This window comes from Vibrio splendidus (assembly GCF_001557875.1).
GTDB classification, from domain to species: domain Bacteria; phylum Pseudomonadota; class Gammaproteobacteria; order Enterobacterales; family Vibrionaceae; genus Vibrio; species Vibrio splendidus_F.
The window spans coordinates 99,039-119,431 of the sequence record NZ_LNRF01000001.1; the positions used below are offsets into that span (position 1 = coordinate 99,039).

Sequence of the window (20,393 nt, forward strand, 5' to 3'; positions counted from 1 at the left end):
AATTGGCGGGTGTTTCACTCGTTTCTACAATGCTTGTTGCTTGTGGTGGTGCAGAATCAGATCCCAAGCTTAGCCAGTCACAAACTCAGCCAAAATCCTCGAATATTTCAGGCATAGCGTTAGATGGTTATTTGCACAAAGCCAAGGTCTGTTTAGACAAAAATGGCAATGCGATGTGTGATTCTGCCGATGGAGACATTGCGACAACGGACGCCAAAGGACAATTCCAACTTGATGTCGATGATGATGTGGCTCAATACAAAGTGCTGGTCGAAGCCGTAGCAGGCATAACTGTAGATATGGACTCCCCCAACCAAGCAATTGAGTCTGGGTTTACCTTAGAAGTACCAAGCAACAACTCGGACGTCGTAAGCCCGGTTACCTCACTGATTGCCAGTGTGTCAAAAACCAGCGGTATCAGCTTCGATGATGCGACTGAGCTTGTTGCCAAAGACCTAGGGATCGACAAAAGCCTAGCATTGGGTGATTACTCTACTTCAAATTCAGCAAAAAGCCGTGAAGTGCATATGTTTGCGCGCGGTGTGACTCGCGTACTGCAAGAAGCCCAAAAAGCTTCGGTAGACGGAGGTGTCGACCAAGTTAACGCCCGTAAAGGTGCAATGTATAAACTTGCTGATCTTGATTTGGTCGAGTTCAAAGCCAAAACAGATCGACTTTCACATGGTGCGTCTGGGACAGACAGTGCTCTAGAGCAACTCGGCAAGGAATACCGAGAGCAGCTCAAAGTCTCGCAAGAAGATATCGACGGTAGTGAAATCGTGGTTAAGCCACCACCACCCAAGCACGGTAAAGTCAATGATGCATCAGATACTTTCAACTGGCAGTTTGTGCGTGGATTCAATCAAAACACAGATTACGAATATTCCTTAGATTCCGGTAGCACCTGGTCGACTGTCATTCGCAAACCGATCGTGGTTGGAAAACAGGCATTCGATAAAGGCGCTATTCAGGTTCGAGTCGCAGCCTCTAGTGCGCGTAATACTCCAGCAGGTAAACCGCTTCTTTCACACAAAGCATTTACGCTTACGACGGTCCCGGCAGCACCCGCTTGGGTCACCGTGGACAACGCGAGCAACGAATTTGATTGGGCGCTGGTCGATTCTTTTAATGAACTATCTCTTTACGAGTACTCTCTAGATAACGGGGCTAACTGGGTAAAAGCAACTGAAAAGCCTCAACGCATTCAAGACTTAGATATTCCAGTTGGGCATCTAAAAGTACGTATCGCGAAGGACGACTCCCTAGGTCACCCGACCGGCTTAAGTGCTATTTCAGACGAACCGATGACAGTAACCCCAGCGCAACCAGTAAAACCTGTGCTAGATTTTGCAAACGACAGCACCAATCAGATCAACTGGCTTTGGGTCTCAGGATATGATGCGCCATCTTTCTACGAGATTAATCTAGGTAACGGTTGGAATACTGTCACTGAACTTCCATATGTGGTTGGCAACGTTTCACTTCCGGCTAACAGCATCTCTATCCGTGTAAAATCCAATGTGCAAGATGCTCGCCCTGCAGGCAATCCACTAGTGATTGGTACAGCTTTCACTCGCTCAGAAAACCAACCTGTTGCGCCAACCCTGCCGATTATTGATGATGCTGAAAACACGTTTGCGTGGACAGAAGTTACAGAGTTTGCAGGCAATGACTTCTACGAATACTCACTAGACAGAGGTCTTACATTTAGCCCGGTAACTAGCAACCCACAAGCAGTCCCAGATGAGATGTTTGCTAAGGGGCACGTCTGTGTAAGAGTGAGAGCAGGAACAGATCCTCAACATGATTCTGGTGAAACGCTGTGCTCAGATAAACCATATTCAGTAACACCTGACAAGCCATCGGCACCAACATCTCCAATCACTCACGATGGGTTAGACACATTTGATTGGACATTTGTAACAGGCTTCTCAGAAGCTGCGGATTACGAGATCAATGTACTCAACACGGGTTGGGCAACGGTTACTCAGAAACCTTATCAATTAAACGATCAAGCTTACGCTATTGACTCAATTCAAGTGCGAGTCAAACGAGACCCAATTACCGGTCGTCCTAGTGGATCAGAGCTGACAAATGATGCTGCGTTTACCGTTCGTCCATCAGCCCCCAATGCTCCAACGGGCCTAGTGGTGAACGATACAGACAACACGCTAGATTGGACATACTTTGGCGAATTCACACAACCAGAGCATTTCGAAATCACGCTCGACTCAGGTTCTACTTGGACTAAGGTCACCGCAAAACCGGTTGTGATCGGTAACGTCGACAAAAGTATCGGTGAGGTTCAATTGCGCGTCGCTCAAAACCCGACGAAAGGCATGCCTCATGGCGTAGCAGCATTAACCACACAAGCCTTCACCAAAGTGTTTGAGATTCCAGCACCAACATCGCCTGAGATAACCAACACTTTTACAGGCTCAAACCCAATCAAGACCAATGGTTTTGAATGGGACTACTTAACGGCTAACGTTGATGGTCAATCTGTTCGCTTTGATGAAGCCGAATACTATGAATTCACCAACGACAAAGGCCTGACCTGGCAACCTGTTGTTTCGATTCCTCAATTTATTGGCCCAGAAGCGTACGACAAAGCCAATGTCGGTGTTCGACTAAAAGAGAATGCGAAACAAGGTGTATCAAACTCAATCAGTAACACCCTTTGGGCTACAGCGGCGAGTAGTCGCTTCACGGCATTAAAATTCGTACCGATGAAGACCCGTTCTCAAGCTGCTGATTTTGGTTATGGTGGCTCATGGAACACGTACTCGCTCAATTGTATTGCTGAATACGATGATAAAGGACAAGGGGAGCCGACGTTTTGGGCGAAGCGATTCTCTTCAGAAATCAATACCGTCTTCGATAAAGTCGCTCGACTCATTGCTTGTGATATCACTGGTTGGACGCTTCCAGACACTAGTGAAGTAATCACGTTGTCGCAGAGAGATCCTGCAACACTGCCCTCAAATCTAAGAAGTGGTGGTTACTTGGTATCGAATCAGTCAATGAATACATTAGCGGATAAAAATGGCGTCGCTGTCACTATCAACAAAGGCCAAGAATCTGTTGAGCAGTATTACTCCAAATACGCATACGCTAAATGGCAATTGCCATCAGGTGCAGAGTTACTCACTGGTGTAGATAGCGCTACGACTGAAATAGTCGCCTTTCTGAGTACACAAGATACGAAGATTAACGCTACGGAGCTATATTTAGAAACCTGGCTAACCGCCAACCAATCTAAGAGCAAAGGTTACGCTGCATTAGAAACGGAAGCTCAAGCTAAAGTCGTAGAACTGCAGGTTTTGACCCAACCATGGTCAGATGATCTTAAGAATACGAAGCTAAAGCGAACAGCTCTTGAATTTCAAGCATCTGTTGCTCAAAGCCGAACTGATGCTGAGAGCCTTGAATTCATTAACAAGGTCAAAGCGTATAAGGAGCAAGTCGCTAAATTAGAGCAAAACACCGTAGTACTAAGCGCATTACTCTCTGGTTCTGAATTTGCTCAAAAATTGGCGTTCATGCAGCAAAAATCCATAACTCTATCCAGCTCAACCAACGCACTAAGCTCTGCGTCACTGGCTAAGGATATTCACCAAGCAAGTTTAGACCTGTACAAGGCTATCTCTGACCTAGAGCATCAATATGGAATGGTTAATTCGTTCGCAAGCGAACTGAATACATCAACACAAACGCTAGGCTCGGAGTTTGCCACCCTAAGTACATTGTTCCAGAAGTTTGTCACTGAGATGAACACGACAGCCACAATCCACAACTTAGTACAATCAAAAGTGCTAGCAAAAGATGGACTAAAACTAGCAAAAGACAATGGCTTTAGTGTTTCTCAAGCAGACGCGACGGTAAGCAGTCGCTTCGCTAAATTGGACGAATTAGGCAACTACCTACCCAAAAGCACTACCTACCAACAAGGCTGGCGTTGTGTTGAAGACACTAACATCACAGGCAAACGCCGAGTTTGGACACTGCTCAAAGACGGTCGACCAAAAGGTGCTGACGATCTTGCTTATGACGCTTCGGCCTCTGGTGTAGCGAGTGTATTAGGCAGTAACGGCCTGCTAGAGAGCACTAATAATGCGAACTTATGTGGCTTCAATGATTGGAAAGTACCAGCGCTGTCTCAGCTACTTTCACTACAAACTAAAGCAATCTCTAGCTCAAACTCGACCATAACAATCGATACCGATGCATTCCCTCATCACCGAGGGCTGGATCCTGAGTATGACAAATCTAGCTATTCCGGTGGCGTGATTTTTTACTACTGGTCGAATCAAACAAAGGACACCAAACAATACATCACAAACTACAGCTCTGAGCGCAGCTACCAAGATGTCCGTCGTTCGGAAGTCGGCGGCACTAAAGATGCAGTCATCTTAGGACGTCTGGTTAGAGAAAAGGCAAACACATACCAGTATCTAGATATGCAAGGAAACGTTGTTGCCGAGCGCCAAAATGCAATTTGCGCGCAAGACACTGACAGTAAGCTCGTTTGGCAACTGTTTACCAACGGAGACAGCAGTCGTTTCAAGAAGTACGTAGAGGTAACGCCTTTAATTTCAACACGAAATACACAAACAGTATGTGGCAAGGCGAGCTGGCGCTACCCATCGAAAGCAGAGCTATACGGGTTGCTACCTATCAATGCGGATGTCTTTAAATTTAACGAAGTGACTGGTGGAGGTTATTCCAACCATAGTTCCTATATTACCAGCGACCCCGCTCCTTACGGTCGAGTCCTCGGATTGAATATGACAACCATGGATGAAAGACAAGTTGGCACTCAAAGTTACGACGGCCGCTACCTATACCGACTCGTTGCCAAATAGGCACTCAAAACACCTTTATTAATGACTACAGCAGCCTCTGCTGAGGCTGTTTTCATCTAGGAAACAAGAAATGTTGAACAAGAAAAAGCAACGCGGTGCAGCCGCAATCGAATACGCCATTCTCGCAGCAGCAATGGCAGTCGTACTACTCAATTTTGTTGGCGGTGAGAACGGTGAGCTAACAACAGCTATCAGTGATACCTACGGTACTGTAGTCGAACAACTAAAAAAAGCACAACAAGCCTCAGAGTAAACCCGTTTATTGCAAATTAAAGGAATAGTTATGACTGCCAAGCGACTCATGTTGCTGTCGTTATTTTGCTCGGTGCTCGGAATATCCGTTTTACTGTTGAGCCAAACCAATAGCGAGTCTGCGACCACCTCTTCTAAACAAGCCGTTAAGCAAACGGTCAAAGTGCTGGTTCCAACTCGCACGATAGAGATAGGTCAAGCCTACACACCAAACTCGTTCCGATGGAAAGAAGTTCCACAACAAGAGTTGGAGAACTACATCGACCATGTAACACCGGAAGATATTTCTGCTGATCACTCTATGTCGGGGCTTGCGCGTACCAAGCTTGTCAAAGACTCGATATTGTCGAAAGCGGATATTACCGAGCCAGAAGGCGGCTACTCGCTTTCATTAAAGCTACAACCAGGTTATCGCGCTATATCAGTGCCTGTTGATCAGGTGACATCAAATTCGGGATTTATTGAACCAGGCGACAACGTGGATATTCTCCTGCTCGGTTCACAAGATGGTGAGCTACTTCGTTATGGCAATTCATCGCAGGGTTTGTATGTCACAACGATCGCTCATGATGTGAGAGTCTTGGCATTTAATGACAAACAAACGGCTGAGTCTTATCAAAAGGCCCGCGAATCTAATCATTATGAAAACGGTATCCCCGATGACAGCAGTGTCTCTTTAGAGGTAACACCCGAGCAAGCAAACCAAGTTGTTTTGGCTAAGCAATTAGGCAAGTTAACGCTTGTCTTACGCGGACAAAACGAAGACCCAAATCAAACTCAGCACGCAAATTCAGCGACGCTGAAAGCCATCTCACCAGACACAACTCAGGTACTGCCTGACGTCGGTTTGGTGGAGTTTAGAGCCGACAACAAAACGATCAACAATAAAACCGGAGCTGATAACAATGGCTAGTATCTGTCGTTGGTGGGGGATTCTCCTGCTATCAAGCCTGTACCTCTCTTTTGCGTCAGCAGCATCTGCGCTTGATGTAACAATCAATGAGGCAAAAATGATTCGCTTACCAGAAAAAGCGAAGTCGATTTTCATATCTAGCACCCACATTGCGGATTACCAGACCTTAACCAACACCAAGGTCATGGTATTTGGTAAGCGAGCTGGTAGTGCCACTATCACTGTTTTGAACGAGCAAGAACGCGTCATCTATACCAATAAGATTCGCGTGACTCACAACAGCCACGAATTCAATGAACTGGTCAAAAACAAGTTCCCAGAAGCGTCCGTAAACGCGGAATCTCTGGGTGGAAAGCTATGGCTAAAAGGGCAAGTGCCTTCACCTATGATGGCGCACAATATCGTGTCTTTAGCGAAAGGCTACCTGTCTCCTATTGTTGACCAAACCCAGCAACAAGACAGCTCAAACGCTCAAAACAATGCAGGTAGTAACAATACGACGACGAAAGATCAGCCAATGCAATCCAATGAAGATGAGCTGATTAATCAATTGGTAGTCACTATGCCAAACCAGGTCAACATTCGAGTGAAAATCGCTGAAGTATCGAGAAATGTTTCGAACAAGTTGGGGATCAAGTGGGGATCTATCGCAGGTGGTGTTGGACAGTTTTCATTCTCAAAGCTGCCGAATGTCAGTAGCTGGGGCAAACCAAGCATTACCGCACTGATTGATGCATTAGCGACAAACGGCATGATGTCTGTACTGGCTGAACCTAACTTGACGGCGATGTCCGGCGAAGACGCTGAGTTTCTGGTGGGTGGTCAGGTTCCATTACCTTTGATCACTGCTGATACGACTCAAATCGAGTACAAAGACTTCGGGGTAAAACTCAACTTTACGCCAACGGTGCTCAGCCAAAATCGCATCAGTCTAAAGGTGAACCCAGAGGTCAGTAACGTCTCTATCGAAAACCAACAAGTGGTAAACGGAACTAACTTCCCCTCTTTTACTACCCGTAGTGCAGCGACCACCATCGAATTAGCCAGTGGACAGAGCTTTGCCTTGGGCGGCTTATTGAAGTCAGAAGACATTGAACAACTGCAAAAAGTGCCGCTTATCGCGGAGATACCTGTACTAGGAAGTCTGTTCCGCTCAACTGAATTCACTCGCCGAGAAACAGAGTTGATCATCATTGTCACGGCTTACCTAGTGCAGCCAACTCGTTCAGATTCAATGCAGCTACCAACCGACGGTCTCATTCCACTAAGCGATGTAGAACGCCTTCTAGCGTGGCCAAGAGTTCAACGTAAAAGAACACACGACCAAGACACATACACCGACAACCACAAGCCTCGCTTGCTGGGTGACAACGGGTTCTATTACTGAGGACATCATGAATAAATTATCCTTATTGCTCCCTGCCCTATTTGTGTTTGCGGGATGCGCACCTACACCAACCACTCAGCAACCATCAGTCGATGTGGTGTCTGTGACTAACAAATTCTCTCTGACGCTTGCAGGAAAAACGCTGTCGGCTCAGGAAAAGGCGGATATTTCTGACTTTATCGCTCGTCGAGGCAGCTCAAATAACTTGATGGTCAAAATCGAAAAAACGACTCAGAAAGGTGAACGTCAGCTAGAGAAAGTAAGGCTTCACCTTATCGAATCAGGCCTCTACCCATCACAAATTTGGGTATCAGACGAAGCAACAGAAGGTAAAGGCGACATCACTATTTTAGTCGAATCTTACCGCGCTAAAGTCACAGCCTGTGACGCGGGTAAAACGCCAAGAACCACGCTCAACGCCTACCGCACTCAGCGCAATTTTGGGTGTGCAAATGCCAACGCGCTTGCACAAATGGTAGCCAACCCTAAAGACCTTATCGTCGGTCAACCGATCAGTGGCGCTCAAGGGCAGAAAGCCGTGTCTAGTATCGATAACTACTTTGCTCCACCAGCCCAAAACCAACAGATAAATAATGGTTCTTCGACGACCACGCAAGGAGGTTCGCTATGAATCAAGTACACCAGTTAACGGTACTGATCGCAGCGTCTGAGCAACTCGACACCCTAGCGCTTACGCACACTCTGAATGACTTTGGTATCCACAACATCACTGTATCTTCAAATCAAGAAGACGACGTTGTGCGACAAGTGTTAAAGCATGGCATCAAGACGGTATTTCTCGATGTGTTGAATTGTGAGCTGGCTGAGTCGAAACAAGCAGTGCAGCGCTTGATTAAGCGTACAGGTTGTCAAGTTATCGCTCTTGGCCACTCAGATGAAATTTTCATCTACCGAGGCATGCTTGCATCAGGCGCGAGTGACTATCTAGTACCTCCTGTGACTCAGCAAGATCTGGAACACGTTTCTTTCTCGGCTTTACAGAACAACAGCGAAAAACGAAATGAAAAAGTCATCTCGGTTGTCAGTGCAAAAGGCGGTTCAGGCAGTAGCACCATTACTGCAACTCTTGCTCAACAACTCGCAGAGCTCGATAAGAAAGTGGCTTGTCTAGACCTTGACTTCTCAATGGGCGATTTGGATCTGCTACTCAATGTTGAGGGAAACTCAGCATTGATCGAGCTTTTACAATACCCAGAGAGACTAGACCCGTTAGTTTTCGAACGTAGTGGGGTCAGTGTATCTGCAAAGCACACCCTCTTTACTGGCTATCTACCTCTAGATGCCACACCATTTTGGCCACAAAAGAGCGCTTTAGACCAATTTACTAAGTTTTGCCTACAAAACTCAGACTACCTATTAGTGGATATCCCGACTTACTCTTTGCGTGATCAAGTTGGCTTTGACGCACTGAAAAGTGCCGATATCCGAGTGATTGTCGTAGAGCCTACACTCGGCTCTATCCGCAATGCCGGTCAGATAATCAAACGACTTCAGAATCAAACCGACTCCCAAACGCTCGTTGTACTTAATCATACCAAGTCCGATTCAGGCTCAATGATTTCAGTCAACGATGTGAAAAAATCGTTAGGTGTACCGGTAGACGTTGTCATTCCATTCTCCCCGAACCACTTTTTGAGCAAGTCATCACTTGGTCAACCAGCCCACAAAGGCAACAGGAAAGTAAAAGTGGCGTTCAATGCTTTAGTTGAATTAATCACAGGTGAATCGCAGCAAAGCAGCCGCCGTTTTTGGAAGCGAGGTGCATAATGTTTGGTCAAAAAGCAAACACGGTTGATCCTATTGAAGTCGGCCAAGTTAGATTGCATGAAACGTTAACATCCGCTCCTTCGCTACGTGATCATTACCATGTGATTCATGAAGAGATCATCAAGGCAATCGATCCATCAGCGGTTGTGAGTTTAAGTGCGTCCGATCTTGAAGCTCGAATTTCAGAAATGGTATCGGAAATTGTGGTTTCTAAGCAGCTACCACTCGGCCATCAGGATGTGACTCATTCTGTAGAGCAGCTCTTACATGAGTTTTTAGGTTTGGGGCCGCTCCAGCCTCTGATTGAAGATCAAACGGTCACTGACATCATGGTCAATGGTTACCGTGAAGTTTACGTAGAGCGTTCAGGCAAACTGCAAAAAACCACGGTCCAATTTCGTAACGAAGAGCAGCTTCTTAACTTAGCACGACGCATCGTAAGCAAAGTAGGTCGCCGAATCGATGAATCCAATCCATTAGTTGATGCAAGGCTAGACGACGGCAGCCGTGTCAATGTCATGATCCCACCGCTCGCGCTTGATGGAACCTACATCTCTATCCGTAAGTTTAATGAAAAGAAGCTGACACTGAGCCAATTGGCACAGTTTGGTGCGATGTCGAATTCGATGATTAAGCTTATTGATATTATCGTTCGCTCTCGTCTCAACGTTCTTGTTGCCGGTGGCACAGGTGCAGGTAAAACCACCCTGCTTAATGCGATGTCTTTCAGCATCTCGCCTCAAGAGCGCATCATCACCATTGAAGACACAGCTGAACTGCGCCTGCAACAACCCCATGTGGTACGTGCAGAAACTCGCCCAGCCAATGCAGAAGGCTTAACGCCGATTACTCAAAGAGAGTTAGTACGAAATGCCCTACGTATGCGACCAGATCGCATCATTTTAGGCGAAGTTCGTGGCGATGAAGCCTTTGAAATGATGCAAGCAATGAACACAGGCCACGATGGCTCGCTGTGTACACTTCACGCCAACTCTGCAACGGATGCGCTGGTACGCATGGAGAACATGCTAATGATGAGCCAAGCGACGCTACCTCTATTTTCACTGCGTCGCCAAATCGCCGACACCATTGATGTGGTTATCCAAGTAGAACGAATGCGCGATGGCAAGCGACGCATTGTTTCAATAACCGAGGTACAAGGGTTAGAGGGCGAGCAATACGTCACTCAAGAGCTGTTCGCCTTCAAAACGCTATCGGAAGACCAGCAAGGCAACCTAATTGGTGAATACAAGAGTGCCAAGTGCGTACCAAGCTTCAACGAAAAAGCGAAATATCACCAGCTAGACGCTCAACTAAGGGTGGCAATGGAGCTTGAAGCCGGATGATTCTTGTTCTTACTATTTCTGCGCTGCTGGCTACGGTTTGGCTAATAAAGCTCAACTCAAAACAAGCCATTGTAAATAAGCGACTATCCTTGGTATCAAGTGCTTACAAAGTAAGCCCTGCAGAAGTTTCTATCAAAAAGTCGAGCCACCAGCGCACCAACAAACTGCATGCCTTTTTCCTGCGAATAAATGCGTTGCTGCCTGTTTGGGATAAGTATTTTATCGCCTCAATGGTTGTTGGCTTTCCTGTTGCTGGTTACCTGTTAGTACCGGAGCTTCCAGTGCATCTTCGATTGCTTGCAGCAGTTGGGCTGTGGCTCATATGCACGTGTACCATTGTGTTTTATCGCAGAAAGAGACAAGTAGAAGAGTTTGAAAAAGACATCATCAACGTCCTTGGATTGATTTCCAGAGCAGTATCAGCAGGGTTATCTATCCCACAAGCGATTGATCAAGTGGCACAGACGCAACCTGGTTTGCTAGGACGAGAGTTCTCTTACCTTCGCGATAATCTCGCGCTTGGTCTTAGCCTTCGCCAGAGCCTCGATGATGCGTGCATTCGCCTCCCTTACAGCAGCTTTCGTTACTTCTCTGTTGCACTGATCCTTAACCAGTCGAATGGTGGTCAACTGCGCGATATTCTTCATAGCTTAAGCCGAACCATGCATGACAACCGAGCGATGAGAAAGAAAGTGAAGAGCCTAACCTCAGAACCTCGTATCACAGCGTTATTTCTCTCTGTCTTACCCATTGGGTTGCTAGGTGGCATCTATTTAATTGAGCCCTACATGATTAAGCAGCTGTTTAACACTGAACTGGGTCAACGAGTGCTGACCTATGCACTAATCAGCATCAGCATCGGCACCTTAATTTTGAATGCTCTGACTCGCAATAAGAGGTTCTCATCATGATGTATGTTGCCATGTTGCTACTGGGATTAGCTCTGCTTCTCACGCTGATCGTACACCTATCTTCGTTCAAACGAGACGTTGTGGCTGAGCGACTGAGTCGCGTATCAAGCTATTCTTCAAAGTACAAAAACACATCGAGTAAGTGGCGCTTCCAAGGTGAGAAATCTCGACGTCAAAAGCTGGTTCTGATTGGCTGGCTTAACCCTAATGCAGAGATGTACTTTTTGGGGCTTAGATTAATCACCATGGCCGCAGGTGCTATTACTTGGTACGCCACTCGCATTCAAGTGCTAACGATGAATTCGGCGGCAGAGTGTATTGCTATCGGCATCGTGGTCGGCATTCTATTCGATCGCATTCTTGAATGGCGTGTGAACCAAGTTCGAATGCAGATCAGCCGAGTAATACCCGATGCCGTCGACCTAATGGTGGTGTGTGTTGCATCTGGCTTAACACTCGAAGCGGTATTTCGCTGCGTTGGTGAAGAGATGCGTTCGATCTCTCCTGCCTTGTCACGAGAGTGGCTATTAACCGCGACAGAGATCTCTGTTCTAGATTCACCACAAACGGCACTCAACAACTTAGACAAACGTGTACAACTGTCTGACATCAACAACGTTGTCACTACCATGAACCAAGCGCTGCAATACGGTACGCCTATCGCTGATGCCCTCAAACTGATCGCTTCGGATAGCCGTCAATACCACTTCTTAGAACTGGAAGAGTGGGTGGGGAAAATACCAGCCAAAATGTCATTCCCTTTGGTGGTTTTCATCATGCTACCAGTGGTGGGCATCATCGTCGTGCCAATCATGTTGTCTCTTACACAAACTCTGGGGGGCTTATGAGAACCATCCCGTTATTCTTTTTGTCGCTGATATTGTTCGGCTGTCAATCAACCAACCACGTTGAAAAAGATACCGCCGAAAACATGAAGGTGGCAGAAGTTGCGTTAATGAATGGTAAGCCAGAGAGCGCCATGGATCTCTACCGCAAAATGCTGGTATCGAAGCCCAATGACCCGCAGTTACTGCTGTTGATGGGCTCCGCAGCCAATCAAGCCAGTCGTTATGACGAAGCACTGCATTACTTAAAGCGTGGTATCGAGCTTAATCAATCCAGTGCGATCTACCGTGAGTTAGGCCGTTCATGGCTAGCTTTAGGAGAGCTTGAACAAGCGACCTCCGCTCTTGAAGAATCTGTTCGACTGGAGGCTTTCGATGACGTTGCTCAAAATAGCTTAGGAGTCAGTTACTCGCTCAATAAGCAGTATTCCAAAGCCAGAGAGTGTTACTCAAATGCCCTTAGCTTAACGCCTTCAAGCAACGAATACCGAAACAACCTCGCTATGGCGTGGATACTCGATGGTAAACCAGATCAAGGGATTCGTATTCTGCACCCGATCTTTGTCAGAGGTGAAGCTAGCGTAAAACTCCAGCTTAACCTTGCGTTGGCTTACGCGCTTTCTGGTGACAGCGAGTCTGCGAAAGCGATCGCTCGTGAACACTTATCGCAACCGGAATACGCTAACAATAGTTTGTATTACCAAACCCTAGCCGCACACGCTGATCGAGGAGAAGAATAATGCTCTCTCGTCAGAAAGGTGCGAATAGCGTTGAGTTTCTAATGATCACCCTACCGTTTCTATTGCTGATACTAGGGTTCTTTGAGATCTGCCGCTTGCTACTGGTCAACATCATCTTCGATGTCGCCGTTCATGCAGGTGCTCGAGAAGTCAAAACTCGACCAGTTGGTCCCATATCAAACCAAGTTTTCATCGACACTATCGACAAGTTCCCGCTGATCGATCGCAGCAAGATCAAGTTGTCTCAACCTTTGTTCGTTGAAAACCTACCGGACTTAGTTAACAGGAAAGCGGCACCGATAAGCAAAGCCGTATTAGGGGAATACACGGTGTCTTACGCGTTTTCATTCGCTCTACTGCCTAGCCTTTCAACTCGTTTTTTAGAACGTACCGGCCAAATGACAACCTTGGAAAGAAAGGTATTGGTGAGTTATGACGGTTAATAACACACACACCAAAAAACAGGCGGGCTCAGCCGTAGTTGAGTTCCCGTTTGTCGTGATCGCCATGATGATCATTCTATGGGGATTCGTTGCTATCTACCGCTTATTCAGTATGCAGACTCAGTTAGACAATGTTACCTACAACCTAGTGAATGCGATTTCTTCAACTCAACTCAAACCTGATCAAGGTAAGAATGGTTTACCCGAGACTCTTAAAGGTCCATTGCTCGTGCTCGCTGAAAGTTACCTGCCGAGTAGCATTGCCCACGGCGATATTGGGCTTTTACTTGAAAGTCGTGTGTTTGATATTGCTACTTCAACGTGGGAATACAAACGTCTTTACGCGGGAAGAAACTGCAAAAGTGCTCAACCGATTGAGCGGCTTACGGAGATGCTCGTTGTGGGCAGCGGCGATCCTGCGTTGGATGGAAGACCGTCCACCTTGGTTCAGCTGACCTTATGCGTGGAGACACCATTTAGCTACGAAAGGCTCGTTCTTCCGAAAAGCCTAAAAAGCTCATCAGTAGTGGTAGGTAAGCACTATGGTTAACTCAATGTTTATCGGCCTAGCCCGTCAGCAAAAAGGTTCGATCACCCTTTCCTTCTTGGCACTGCTGCTCCCAGCACTACTTATCGCTGTCAGCACCCTGATGATCTCCGCGCAGGTGATGGTTTCTAATCGAGCTGCGCAATCCGCTGATTCTGCCGCATTAGCTTGTGCTTTTGCTGATGAGGCAACTCCGAGAATGATGCGCGCATACCAAAATTACTACCACCCAACACTGGAAGGTGTGAGTGGGTTACCGCCGGAAAACCAAGACTGTCGAATTAGCCTAGGTTACTCCGTTACTCCTCTACTGCCTCATTTCAACCGTGAGCAGTACGACCAAAAAGTGACTGCCACAGGTGGTGGCTTTAAGGGGGTGGTTGAAAGCAAACACTCTGCAATCCCAACAGAGTTGGTGCTAGTGCTCGATGTATCTGGCTCCATGGGCTCAAACATGTCATCACTAAAATCTATTTTGTCCAACGCATTGAATACGATTCAATCTCAGAGCAATAACGCTAACGATTTGGATTCAGTAAGTATCTCGATCGTTCCTTTCGATTCTGGGGTGGCAACACATCGCCCGCCCTGGTTATCCAAAGAAGCGGCCGGAATCTACTGTATCGACGGGCTTAGCTATCGTAATGGTGATTTCTCTGCGGTGCTGACCGTGGATAACCTCGCGACGCTGCATTCAGAGCGAGCTGTGAAGTTTACACCGCCAAGTAAGTGGTTAAGCGACTGCAATCAAGAGTCACCAATGCTGCCGTTGACTAACGTCTTTTCCCGCGTCCAAAACTCGATAAACAGCCTAACTGCAAACGGGGGAACTCGCTCTTATCAAGGTTTGGTTTGGGGAGTGAGGCAGCTTATCCCAAGTTGGCAACAAGCATGGGGAATGAAGGTTAGCTCTGTACCCGAGACCAGAAGAAAACTGGTGTTATTCACCGATGGCGCTGACGAAGGAGACGCGTTCAATCAACTGGTAAACGCTGGGTTCTGCACTACGGCTATCAAGCAATACGGCATTGAAATGAATTTCATCGGCTATGGGGTCAGCCCATCTCGAATTACTCAATTCGAGAACTGTGCAGGAAACCCTTTGCGCGTATTCAGTGCCACCAATACGACACAACTTAACGAGTACTTCTCAGACATTTTGGCGGTTGAATACTCGGCAAGCATCCGACTCACTCGATAATTCAAATAAAGCGTTTGATTCAAAAGCCCCAAACTTAAAGCATTGAATTTAAAACAGATAAATTAAAAACAATATGGAGAAAAACATGTTTACACGAGCCCTAGCGTTATTGGCGCTGTGCCTTTCTTTGCCTGCAATGGCTTATCAAGAAGGCGATGCTTTATCGCAAGACGTTATCAAGAAACTGCAACTCAACAACGAGGAGCTCACCATTGTCGACTTCTTTGCTGAGTGGTGCGTTTCTTGCCGTGAAGAGCTTCCAGAAGTAAACCAACTCTACAAAGAACTTAAAGGCACTGGCGTGACATTCAAAGGTGTTGATGTCGATGAGGACGTTGAAGTTGGTCTTGAGTTTCAAAAGCAACTCGGATTGGAATTCCCAGTAGTCAACGATCCAGAGCAAGCATTGATCGCAGAGTTTAAACCTATCGGTATGCCTGCACTGTATTACATCTACCAAGGCAAGGTTATCAAGATTCGCTTTGGCGCAATCAACCACATTGGCGACGTCATTACTGATGACCTAGTGAAAATGGGAGTGCAATTGTGATGTTGATGAAAGCCACCCTTGTTGGATTGCTCGCTATTCCAATGACCACGAACGCCGCTCTTGAACTCGACCTTAGTGGTTTAGGAAAAAAGCCCGTCGAACAGCAAACCAGTAATAACAGCACTAATAGCGATGGTCCCATCGTAGAAGAAGAGATCATCTCCAGCACGGTTTACTCCAGTGGCGGCACGCACTCAAACCAAACTCCCAAAAGCGCAACAAGACGCAACATCGACATGGTTACACCAAAGGCAAAGCAACTGGTTATCAAAGAGAAAGAGCCAGAAGAGACTAACAAGCCTTCAGCGTTAGCGTTTGTCGATGAATTTCTTGGCATTGAGCCGGTAAAGCCTTGGGAGAAAGGAACGCTAGCTCAAAAAGAGATGAAACCGGGCGGTCCAGTACCGGAATTCGATGTTTTCTCTGAAAAAGTCTTCGCCTACAAACAAGGCTCTGTGGGTGGCAGCGGTGTTGGCGGTGGCGGCTGCGGCTGTAACTAACCATTAAATCGCCCCAGAAAACTCAATCGACAAAAACACTCAATCAATAAAAAAATATTCAGTACTTCAAAAACAAAATAAGAACAAAATGAAAAAACTACCAATTACGCTGCTCAGTGCAGCGGCAGTGGCTAATGTGGCATTAGCTGAAGATCATGTCTCTGTGCATTACCTGAACTATGAAGAGTATGACGACAGAGTTTCAGCTAAGGACACCATGGTTTCGATTGAAAAAAGTATCGGCTTAGATTGGACCCTAAACGCAGAAATAAGCTACGACAGTGTTTCAGGTGCTTCTCCAGCATGGGGCCCTACGACGCCTCCAGCTTCGGATGCCGACAAAATAAATCGCGCCCTGAAAACTCAGCAAGCTCAAGACAAAACTAACGAGGTCATCCGTGCGGGTTACGATCCTCACCGAGACAGTTATGAGGTCCAGAAAGTCGGCCTAGAAGACACCAGAAAAGCACTCAGCTTGAGTGCCACCTACCGTGACAGACTGCGTAATGAATGGACCTTTGGTGGCAATATATCTCAAGAAGAAGATTACGAAAGCATTGGTATCAATGGTAAAGGTTTGATTTATGCCGATAGCACTAAAAACCGTTCGTACAGCTTGGGAGGCTCTGCTCTTTTCGACCAAACTCAGGCATTTGGCAAATACGTTATTGGCTCTTCTAATAGCCAGAGCTGGGAAGACATCTTCACTGGCAGCTTAGAAGCAGGTTTATCTCAAACCTTTACACCAAATCTGTACAGCATTTTTACCGCTTACGCAGGCTACCGTAGTGGTTACTTGAGCAACCATTATTTGACGGTTCTTCGTGAAGTCGACATTAATGACGATGGCAAAATCGATGATGACGAAGTGTTCTTGGGGCAAGACTCTAGGCCAGATACCCGACTGTCTGGCGGTATTAACCTTCAGGCCTTCTACTCGCTGTCCGATAGCATCAAAATCCGACCACGTTACAAATGGTTCATGGATGACTGGGGGGTAATGTCTCATCAAATAGGCGGCAAATTATCTTGGCGTGTCAGTGAGTGGCTAACCCTAGCGCCAGGTTATTTCTGGTATACGCAAGATGCAGCAGATTTCTATCGCGATCCAAGCAGCGCTGACCCTTCTTTTGCTTCGACAGGTTACGCGACTTCTGACCTTCGCCTAGGTAACTTCACCGCGAATGCTTATGAGCTAGGCGCGAGCGTTAAGATCCATAAAACCGTGCGTTTAAATGCGCTTGCGGCTTACTACGAACAGAGCAACGGATTTGAAGCGCAGTGGTGGGCGGTTGGAGCAACTTATGAATTCTAAGCTGTCCTTTGTCCATCGCTTTCATGCCATGACAGTACCTTGCGAAGTGCAAATCTTATCGCTTGATTTGACCCACTTCCCAAAGGCGTGCGCAAAAGACATCGCTGATGAGATAGAGCAGAACACACACCGCTTAGAAGACAAATATAACTTCTACAGCGATGATTCATGGCTAACACGACATGTTAATCAGCGTACAGCCAATGAAGTCGAACTCGATTCAGAGTCTGCGGAAGTTTTTGAGCATCTCGACCGATTAAGCCAACTAACATTCGACACGTTTGATACCACTGTTGGCAGCATCAAACATCTTTTACAGCAGAAGCCGAAGATGTCACACAGCCATGCCTTTCAAGCCCTCTCTTCCGCGCTAGGCAAGCAGGCATGGGAGCTAAAAGAGGCAATTGTTCTAGAAGAGACGGTCCCTCTACAAGGAACAGTCGAACGACAAAGGGCTATCGATCGAAAAAGGACAAGGCTACACATCCCTGACCCACGCACTCGCTTCGATTTCGGTGGCGTCATCAAAGAGTACGCGGTCGACCAAGCGGTAAAGATAGGCAAGCGACTTGGTGCAAGTTCAATGTTGGTGAATTTTGGCGGCGATATCTATGCATTAGGTACAAAGCCAGATGGTTCGCCATTTAACATTGCGGTTCTGAATCCAAGAGACAACAAGACACCTTTTTTTGCCGTTCCGATTACCGACGCGGCGCTGACCACATCAGCCCACAGTGAACGTCAAATGCAGTTCGGCGATAAAGCAACGTCTCATATTTTGTCGAAACAAGACGTAGAAAAGAAGATTCTATCTGTTACGGCAATAGCTTCTTCCACTTTAGAAGCGGGTGTACTTAGCACTTCCTTGACGCTCAACCCGAACATTTCTGTACCGGAAGAAAGCGCCGTTATTTACATCGACGATCAATTACACATTCACCAAAGCACGGAGTTTTTGCATTCATGAAAAACTACCTACTCACGTTAATTCTATTGTTTAGCAGCTTTTTGCATGCTCAAGACAACGAGTTTCTTCCGGTTGAAGAAGCCTTCCCTGTTACATGGGAAGCCACAGACCAAGGCGCAGTTATCCGCTTTCATACACACTCGGGGTACTATCTTTACCAATCTCGCTTCTTGTTTAAAGAAGAGCCCTCATTATCGACATTAGCTCCTCAATACTCGCTGCCAGGTGAAGAAAAGCAAGACCCTAACTTCGGCAATGTAGTGGTATTTCACGATCCACTTACCGTTACCGTGCCTTACACCGGAAGTGGCAAGCTCACCGTCCGCTATCAGGGCTGTGCAGACAAAGGGCTTTGTTACCTGCCACAAAAACTAGAGTTGGATTTACCTACGCTCAAGGCATTGGCAGACGTCGCTTCTGAGAAGCCATCAAACTCTTTGGTTCAAACGCTAGGTAAGATCAGTGACGATACCAATGGCTTGTCATCGTTTCTCTCTCAAGCAGGTAAGTTGCAGGCACTGCTTGTCTTCTTCTTGCTTGGCTTAGGCCTATCTCTCACGCCGTGCGTGCTGCCTATGATTCCTATCTTAGCCAGCATCATAGGTGGTGAAAAAGCAATGACAGGCAAGAAAGGTGCAGCGCTTTCTAGCTCGTACGTTCTGGGTATGGCGACCAGTTATGCTATGACGGGCATTCTGGTCACCACATTAGCAAAAGGCATCAATTTACAAGCAGCAATGCAACAACCTTGGTTGCTCAGCATTTTTGCCGCCGTGTTCGTTTTATTGGCGTTAGCTATGTTCGGTTTCTATGAACTTCAACTGCCAGCCGCACTACAGCAGAAACTCAACAGTGGTTCAGACAAGTTGGGCGGCGGTAAAATTGCTAGCGTATTCGCGATGGGCGCGATATCTGCACTAGTGGTTTCACCTTGTGTTAGTGCGCCACTAGCTGGCGCATTGCTTTATGTATCCACCACTCAAGACTGGATGTTTGGTGGTGCTACCCTGTTTGTCATGGCTCTAGGCATGGGTGTTCCGCTTATCGCGATCGGTGCTAGTGGAGGACGCTTACTGTTAAGAAGTGGCGCGTGGATGGTATCGGTTAAGCAAGTATTTGGCGTACTGCTACTCGCGGTGGCTATCGTCTTATTAAGCCGCTTGGTAGACCCATCAATCATTATGATTTTGTGGGCGCTCCTTGCTATTGGTACGGGTGTACACTTCGGCGCGTTAGAAGCGGCACAACCGGGCTGGGCACGTACTCGTAAGTTTTCTGCACTATTGCCACTGTGCTATGGCTTGATTCTATTTGTGGGTTATTTCTTAGGAAATTCCGATCCTCTCAACCCACTTGCGAACCGAGAGTCCGCACAACCTATGGCCATCACGTCTTTTGAGAAAACCGATTCAGTCACTCACTTAGAGCAGCAATTACAAGCTGCAGCCAATGCTGATCAAAAGGTGCTAGTGGACCTTTATGCTGACTGGTGTGTCTCTTGTAAAGTGATTGAGACCAACGTGTTTAACGATCAACAAATCAGCCAAAAACTCAAAGAGTGGCAGACCATAAAACTGGATGTGACAGAAAGCTCGCCAGAACAAATGGCATGGCTTAACAATAAGAATGTGTTTGGTCCACCAACCATTTTCTTTTACTCACCCACTAGCGGTGAGTTAGAACCGGCACGAGTCATGGGGGATATCGACAAGGCTGGCTTTAACAGTAAGCTCAAACTTGCTAATCAGCTTGTAGCATCCCGCACAACGGAGCCAGAAAGCCAAACAAATTAGACCGTCACTCAATAACCCAAAACGCCCAAT

At 46.8% G+C, this 20,393-nt stretch carries 18 protein-coding genes; all 18 read left to right on the forward strand.

What is annotated here, in order from left to right; genetic code table 11:
- Nucleotides 1-29: 29 nt before the first annotated feature.
- The 18 genes from ATB74_RS00420 (at nucleotide 30) to dsbD (ending at nucleotide 20,363) form a co-directional block, all read left to right on the forward strand.
- On the forward strand, nucleotides 30-4,865 hold the full coding sequence (locus tag ATB74_RS00420; RefSeq protein ID WP_061017681.1) for a DUF1566 domain-containing protein: 4,836 nt from the start codon (nucleotides 30-32) through the stop codon (nucleotides 4,863-4,865).
- Between the two features lie 70 nt (nucleotides 4,866-4,935).
- Nucleotides 4,936-5,118: a Flp family type IVb pilin gene (locus ATB74_RS00425; RefSeq protein WP_061015722.1), complete on the forward strand. Its 183-nt coding sequence runs from the start codon at nucleotides 4,936-4,938 to the stop codon at nucleotides 5,116-5,118.
- 30 nt (nucleotides 5,119-5,148) lie between these two features.
- On the forward strand, nucleotides 5,149-6,030 hold the full coding sequence (cpaB, locus tag ATB74_RS00430; protein ID WP_061015724.1) for a Flp pilus assembly protein CpaB: 882 nt from the start codon (nucleotides 5,149-5,151) through the stop codon (nucleotides 6,028-6,030).
- A complete protein-coding gene (locus ATB74_RS00435; RefSeq protein ID WP_061015726.1) occupies nucleotides 6,023-7,417 on the forward strand; it encodes a type II and III secretion system protein family protein in 1,395 nt (464 codons plus the stop codon). Before cpaB ends, ATB74_RS00435 begins: the two co-directional genes overlap by 8 nt.
- A 7-nt stretch (nucleotides 7,418-7,424) precedes the next feature.
- Nucleotides 7,425-8,048 (forward strand): CpaD family pilus assembly lipoprotein, encoded by a 624-nt coding sequence (locus tag ATB74_RS00440; RefSeq protein ID WP_061015728.1) that lies wholly within the window; start codon nucleotides 7,425-7,427, stop codon nucleotides 8,046-8,048.
- Nucleotides 8,045-9,205, forward strand: coding sequence for a P-loop NTPase (locus tag ATB74_RS00445; RefSeq protein WP_061015731.1), 1,161 nt, complete (start codon nucleotides 8,045-8,047; stop codon nucleotides 9,203-9,205). Before ATB74_RS00440 ends, ATB74_RS00445 begins: the two co-directional genes overlap by 4 nt.
- Entirely contained in the window at nucleotides 9,205-10,551 is a 1,347-nt protein-coding gene (locus ATB74_RS00450) for a CpaF family protein (RefSeq protein WP_081090040.1), read from the forward strand. The genes ATB74_RS00445 and ATB74_RS00450 overlap by 1 nt, the downstream gene beginning before the upstream one ends.
- Nucleotides 10,548-11,462 (forward strand): type II secretion system F family protein, encoded by a 915-nt coding sequence (locus tag ATB74_RS00455; protein WP_061015732.1) that lies wholly within the window; start codon nucleotides 10,548-10,550, stop codon nucleotides 11,460-11,462. The genes ATB74_RS00450 and ATB74_RS00455 overlap by 4 nt, the downstream gene beginning before the upstream one ends.
- Entirely contained in the window at nucleotides 11,459-12,310 is an 852-nt protein-coding gene (locus ATB74_RS00460) for a type II secretion system F family protein (RefSeq protein WP_061015734.1), read from the forward strand. Before ATB74_RS00455 ends, ATB74_RS00460 begins: the two co-directional genes overlap by 4 nt.
- Nucleotides 12,307-13,047 carry a tetratricopeptide repeat protein gene (locus ATB74_RS00465; protein WP_061015736.1) on the forward strand — a complete coding sequence of 247 codons (741 nt, stop codon included), beginning with the start codon at nucleotides 12,307-12,309 and terminating at the stop codon, nucleotides 13,045-13,047. The genes ATB74_RS00460 and ATB74_RS00465 overlap by 4 nt, the downstream gene beginning before the upstream one ends.
- A complete protein-coding gene (locus tag ATB74_RS00470; protein WP_061015738.1) occupies nucleotides 13,047-13,490 on the forward strand; it encodes a TadE/TadG family type IV pilus assembly protein in 444 nt (147 codons plus the stop codon). The genes ATB74_RS00465 and ATB74_RS00470 overlap by 1 nt, the downstream gene beginning before the upstream one ends.
- On the forward strand, nucleotides 13,480-14,040 hold the full coding sequence (tadF, locus tag ATB74_RS00475; protein WP_061015740.1) for a tight adherence pilus pseudopilin TadF: 561 nt from the start codon (nucleotides 13,480-13,482) through the stop codon (nucleotides 14,038-14,040). The genes ATB74_RS00470 and tadF overlap by 11 nt, the downstream gene beginning before the upstream one ends.
- Nucleotides 14,033-15,238, forward strand: a complete 1,206-nt coding sequence (locus tag ATB74_RS00480) for a hypothetical protein (protein ID WP_061015742.1) — start codon at nucleotides 14,033-14,035, stop codon at nucleotides 15,236-15,238. The genes tadF and ATB74_RS00480 overlap by 8 nt, the downstream gene beginning before the upstream one ends.
- A gap of 85 nt (nucleotides 15,239-15,323) precedes the next feature.
- On the forward strand, nucleotides 15,324-15,788 hold the full coding sequence (locus ATB74_RS00485; RefSeq protein ID WP_061015744.1) for a TlpA family protein disulfide reductase: 465 nt from the start codon (nucleotides 15,324-15,326) through the stop codon (nucleotides 15,786-15,788).
- Nucleotides 15,788-16,288 carry a DUF4266 domain-containing protein gene (locus ATB74_RS00490; protein WP_060980953.1) on the forward strand — a complete coding sequence of 167 codons (501 nt, stop codon included), beginning with the start codon at nucleotides 15,788-15,790 and terminating at the stop codon, nucleotides 16,286-16,288. Before ATB74_RS00485 ends, ATB74_RS00490 begins: the two co-directional genes overlap by 1 nt.
- 88 nt (nucleotides 16,289-16,376) lie before the next feature.
- Nucleotides 16,377-17,603, forward strand: coding sequence for a DUF3570 domain-containing protein (locus ATB74_RS00495; protein ID WP_060980952.1), 1,227 nt, complete (start codon nucleotides 16,377-16,379; stop codon nucleotides 17,601-17,603).
- Complete coding sequence (locus ATB74_RS00500; RefSeq protein ID WP_061015747.1) at nucleotides 17,593-18,570, forward strand: FAD:protein FMN transferase; 978 nt, start codon at nucleotides 17,593-17,595, stop codon at nucleotides 18,568-18,570. The genes ATB74_RS00495 and ATB74_RS00500 overlap by 11 nt, the downstream gene beginning before the upstream one ends.
- On the forward strand, nucleotides 18,567-20,363 hold the full coding sequence (dsbD, locus tag ATB74_RS00505; RefSeq protein ID WP_061015749.1) for a protein-disulfide reductase DsbD: 1,797 nt from the start codon (nucleotides 18,567-18,569) through the stop codon (nucleotides 20,361-20,363). Before ATB74_RS00500 ends, dsbD begins: the two co-directional genes overlap by 4 nt.
- Nucleotides 20,364-20,393 lie beyond the last annotated feature (30 nt).

Coding starts and splice junctions, on each gene's coding strand:
- ATB74_RS00495 (WP_060980952.1), top strand. CDS start 16,377: ATGAAAAAACTACCAATTACGCTGCTCAGTGCAGCGGCAGTGGCTAAT.
- ATB74_RS00450 (WP_081090040.1), top strand. CDS start 9,205: ATGTTTGGTCAAAAAGCAAACACGGTTGATCCTATTGAAGTCGGCCAA.
- ATB74_RS00485 (WP_061015744.1), top strand. CDS start 15,324: ATGTTTACACGAGCCCTAGCGTTATTGGCGCTGTGCCTTTCTTTGCCT.
- ATB74_RS00480 (WP_061015742.1), top strand. CDS start 14,033: ATGGTTAACTCAATGTTTATCGGCCTAGCCCGTCAGCAAAAAGGTTCG.
- ATB74_RS00440 (WP_061015728.1), top strand. CDS start 7,425: ATGAATAAATTATCCTTATTGCTCCCTGCCCTATTTGTGTTTGCGGGA.
- cpaB (WP_061015724.1), top strand. CDS start 5,149: ATGACTGCCAAGCGACTCATGTTGCTGTCGTTATTTTGCTCGGTGCTC.
- ATB74_RS00425 (WP_061015722.1), top strand. CDS start 4,936: ATGTTGAACAAGAAAAAGCAACGCGGTGCAGCCGCAATCGAATACGCC.
- ATB74_RS00420 (WP_061017681.1), top strand. CDS start 30: ATGCTTGTTGCTTGTGGTGGTGCAGAATCAGATCCCAAGCTTAGCCAG.
- ATB74_RS00490 (WP_060980953.1), top strand. CDS start 15,788: ATGTTGATGAAAGCCACCCTTGTTGGATTGCTCGCTATTCCAATGACC.
- ATB74_RS00470 (WP_061015738.1), top strand. CDS start 13,047: ATGCTCTCTCGTCAGAAAGGTGCGAATAGCGTTGAGTTTCTAATGATC.
- ATB74_RS00500 (WP_061015747.1), top strand. CDS start 17,593: ATGAATTCTAAGCTGTCCTTTGTCCATCGCTTTCATGCCATGACAGTA.
- ATB74_RS00460 (WP_061015734.1), top strand. CDS start 11,459: ATGATGTATGTTGCCATGTTGCTACTGGGATTAGCTCTGCTTCTCACG.
- tadF (WP_061015740.1), top strand. CDS start 13,480: ATGACGGTTAATAACACACACACCAAAAAACAGGCGGGCTCAGCCGTA.
- ATB74_RS00465 (WP_061015736.1), top strand. CDS start 12,307: ATGAGAACCATCCCGTTATTCTTTTTGTCGCTGATATTGTTCGGCTGT.
- ATB74_RS00445 (WP_061015731.1), top strand. CDS start 8,045: ATGAATCAAGTACACCAGTTAACGGTACTGATCGCAGCGTCTGAGCAA.
- dsbD (WP_061015749.1), top strand. CDS start 18,567: ATGAAAAACTACCTACTCACGTTAATTCTATTGTTTAGCAGCTTTTTG.
- ATB74_RS00435 (WP_061015726.1), top strand. CDS start 6,023: ATGGCTAGTATCTGTCGTTGGTGGGGGATTCTCCTGCTATCAAGCCTG.
- ATB74_RS00455 (WP_061015732.1), top strand. CDS start 10,548: ATGATTCTTGTTCTTACTATTTCTGCGCTGCTGGCTACGGTTTGGCTA.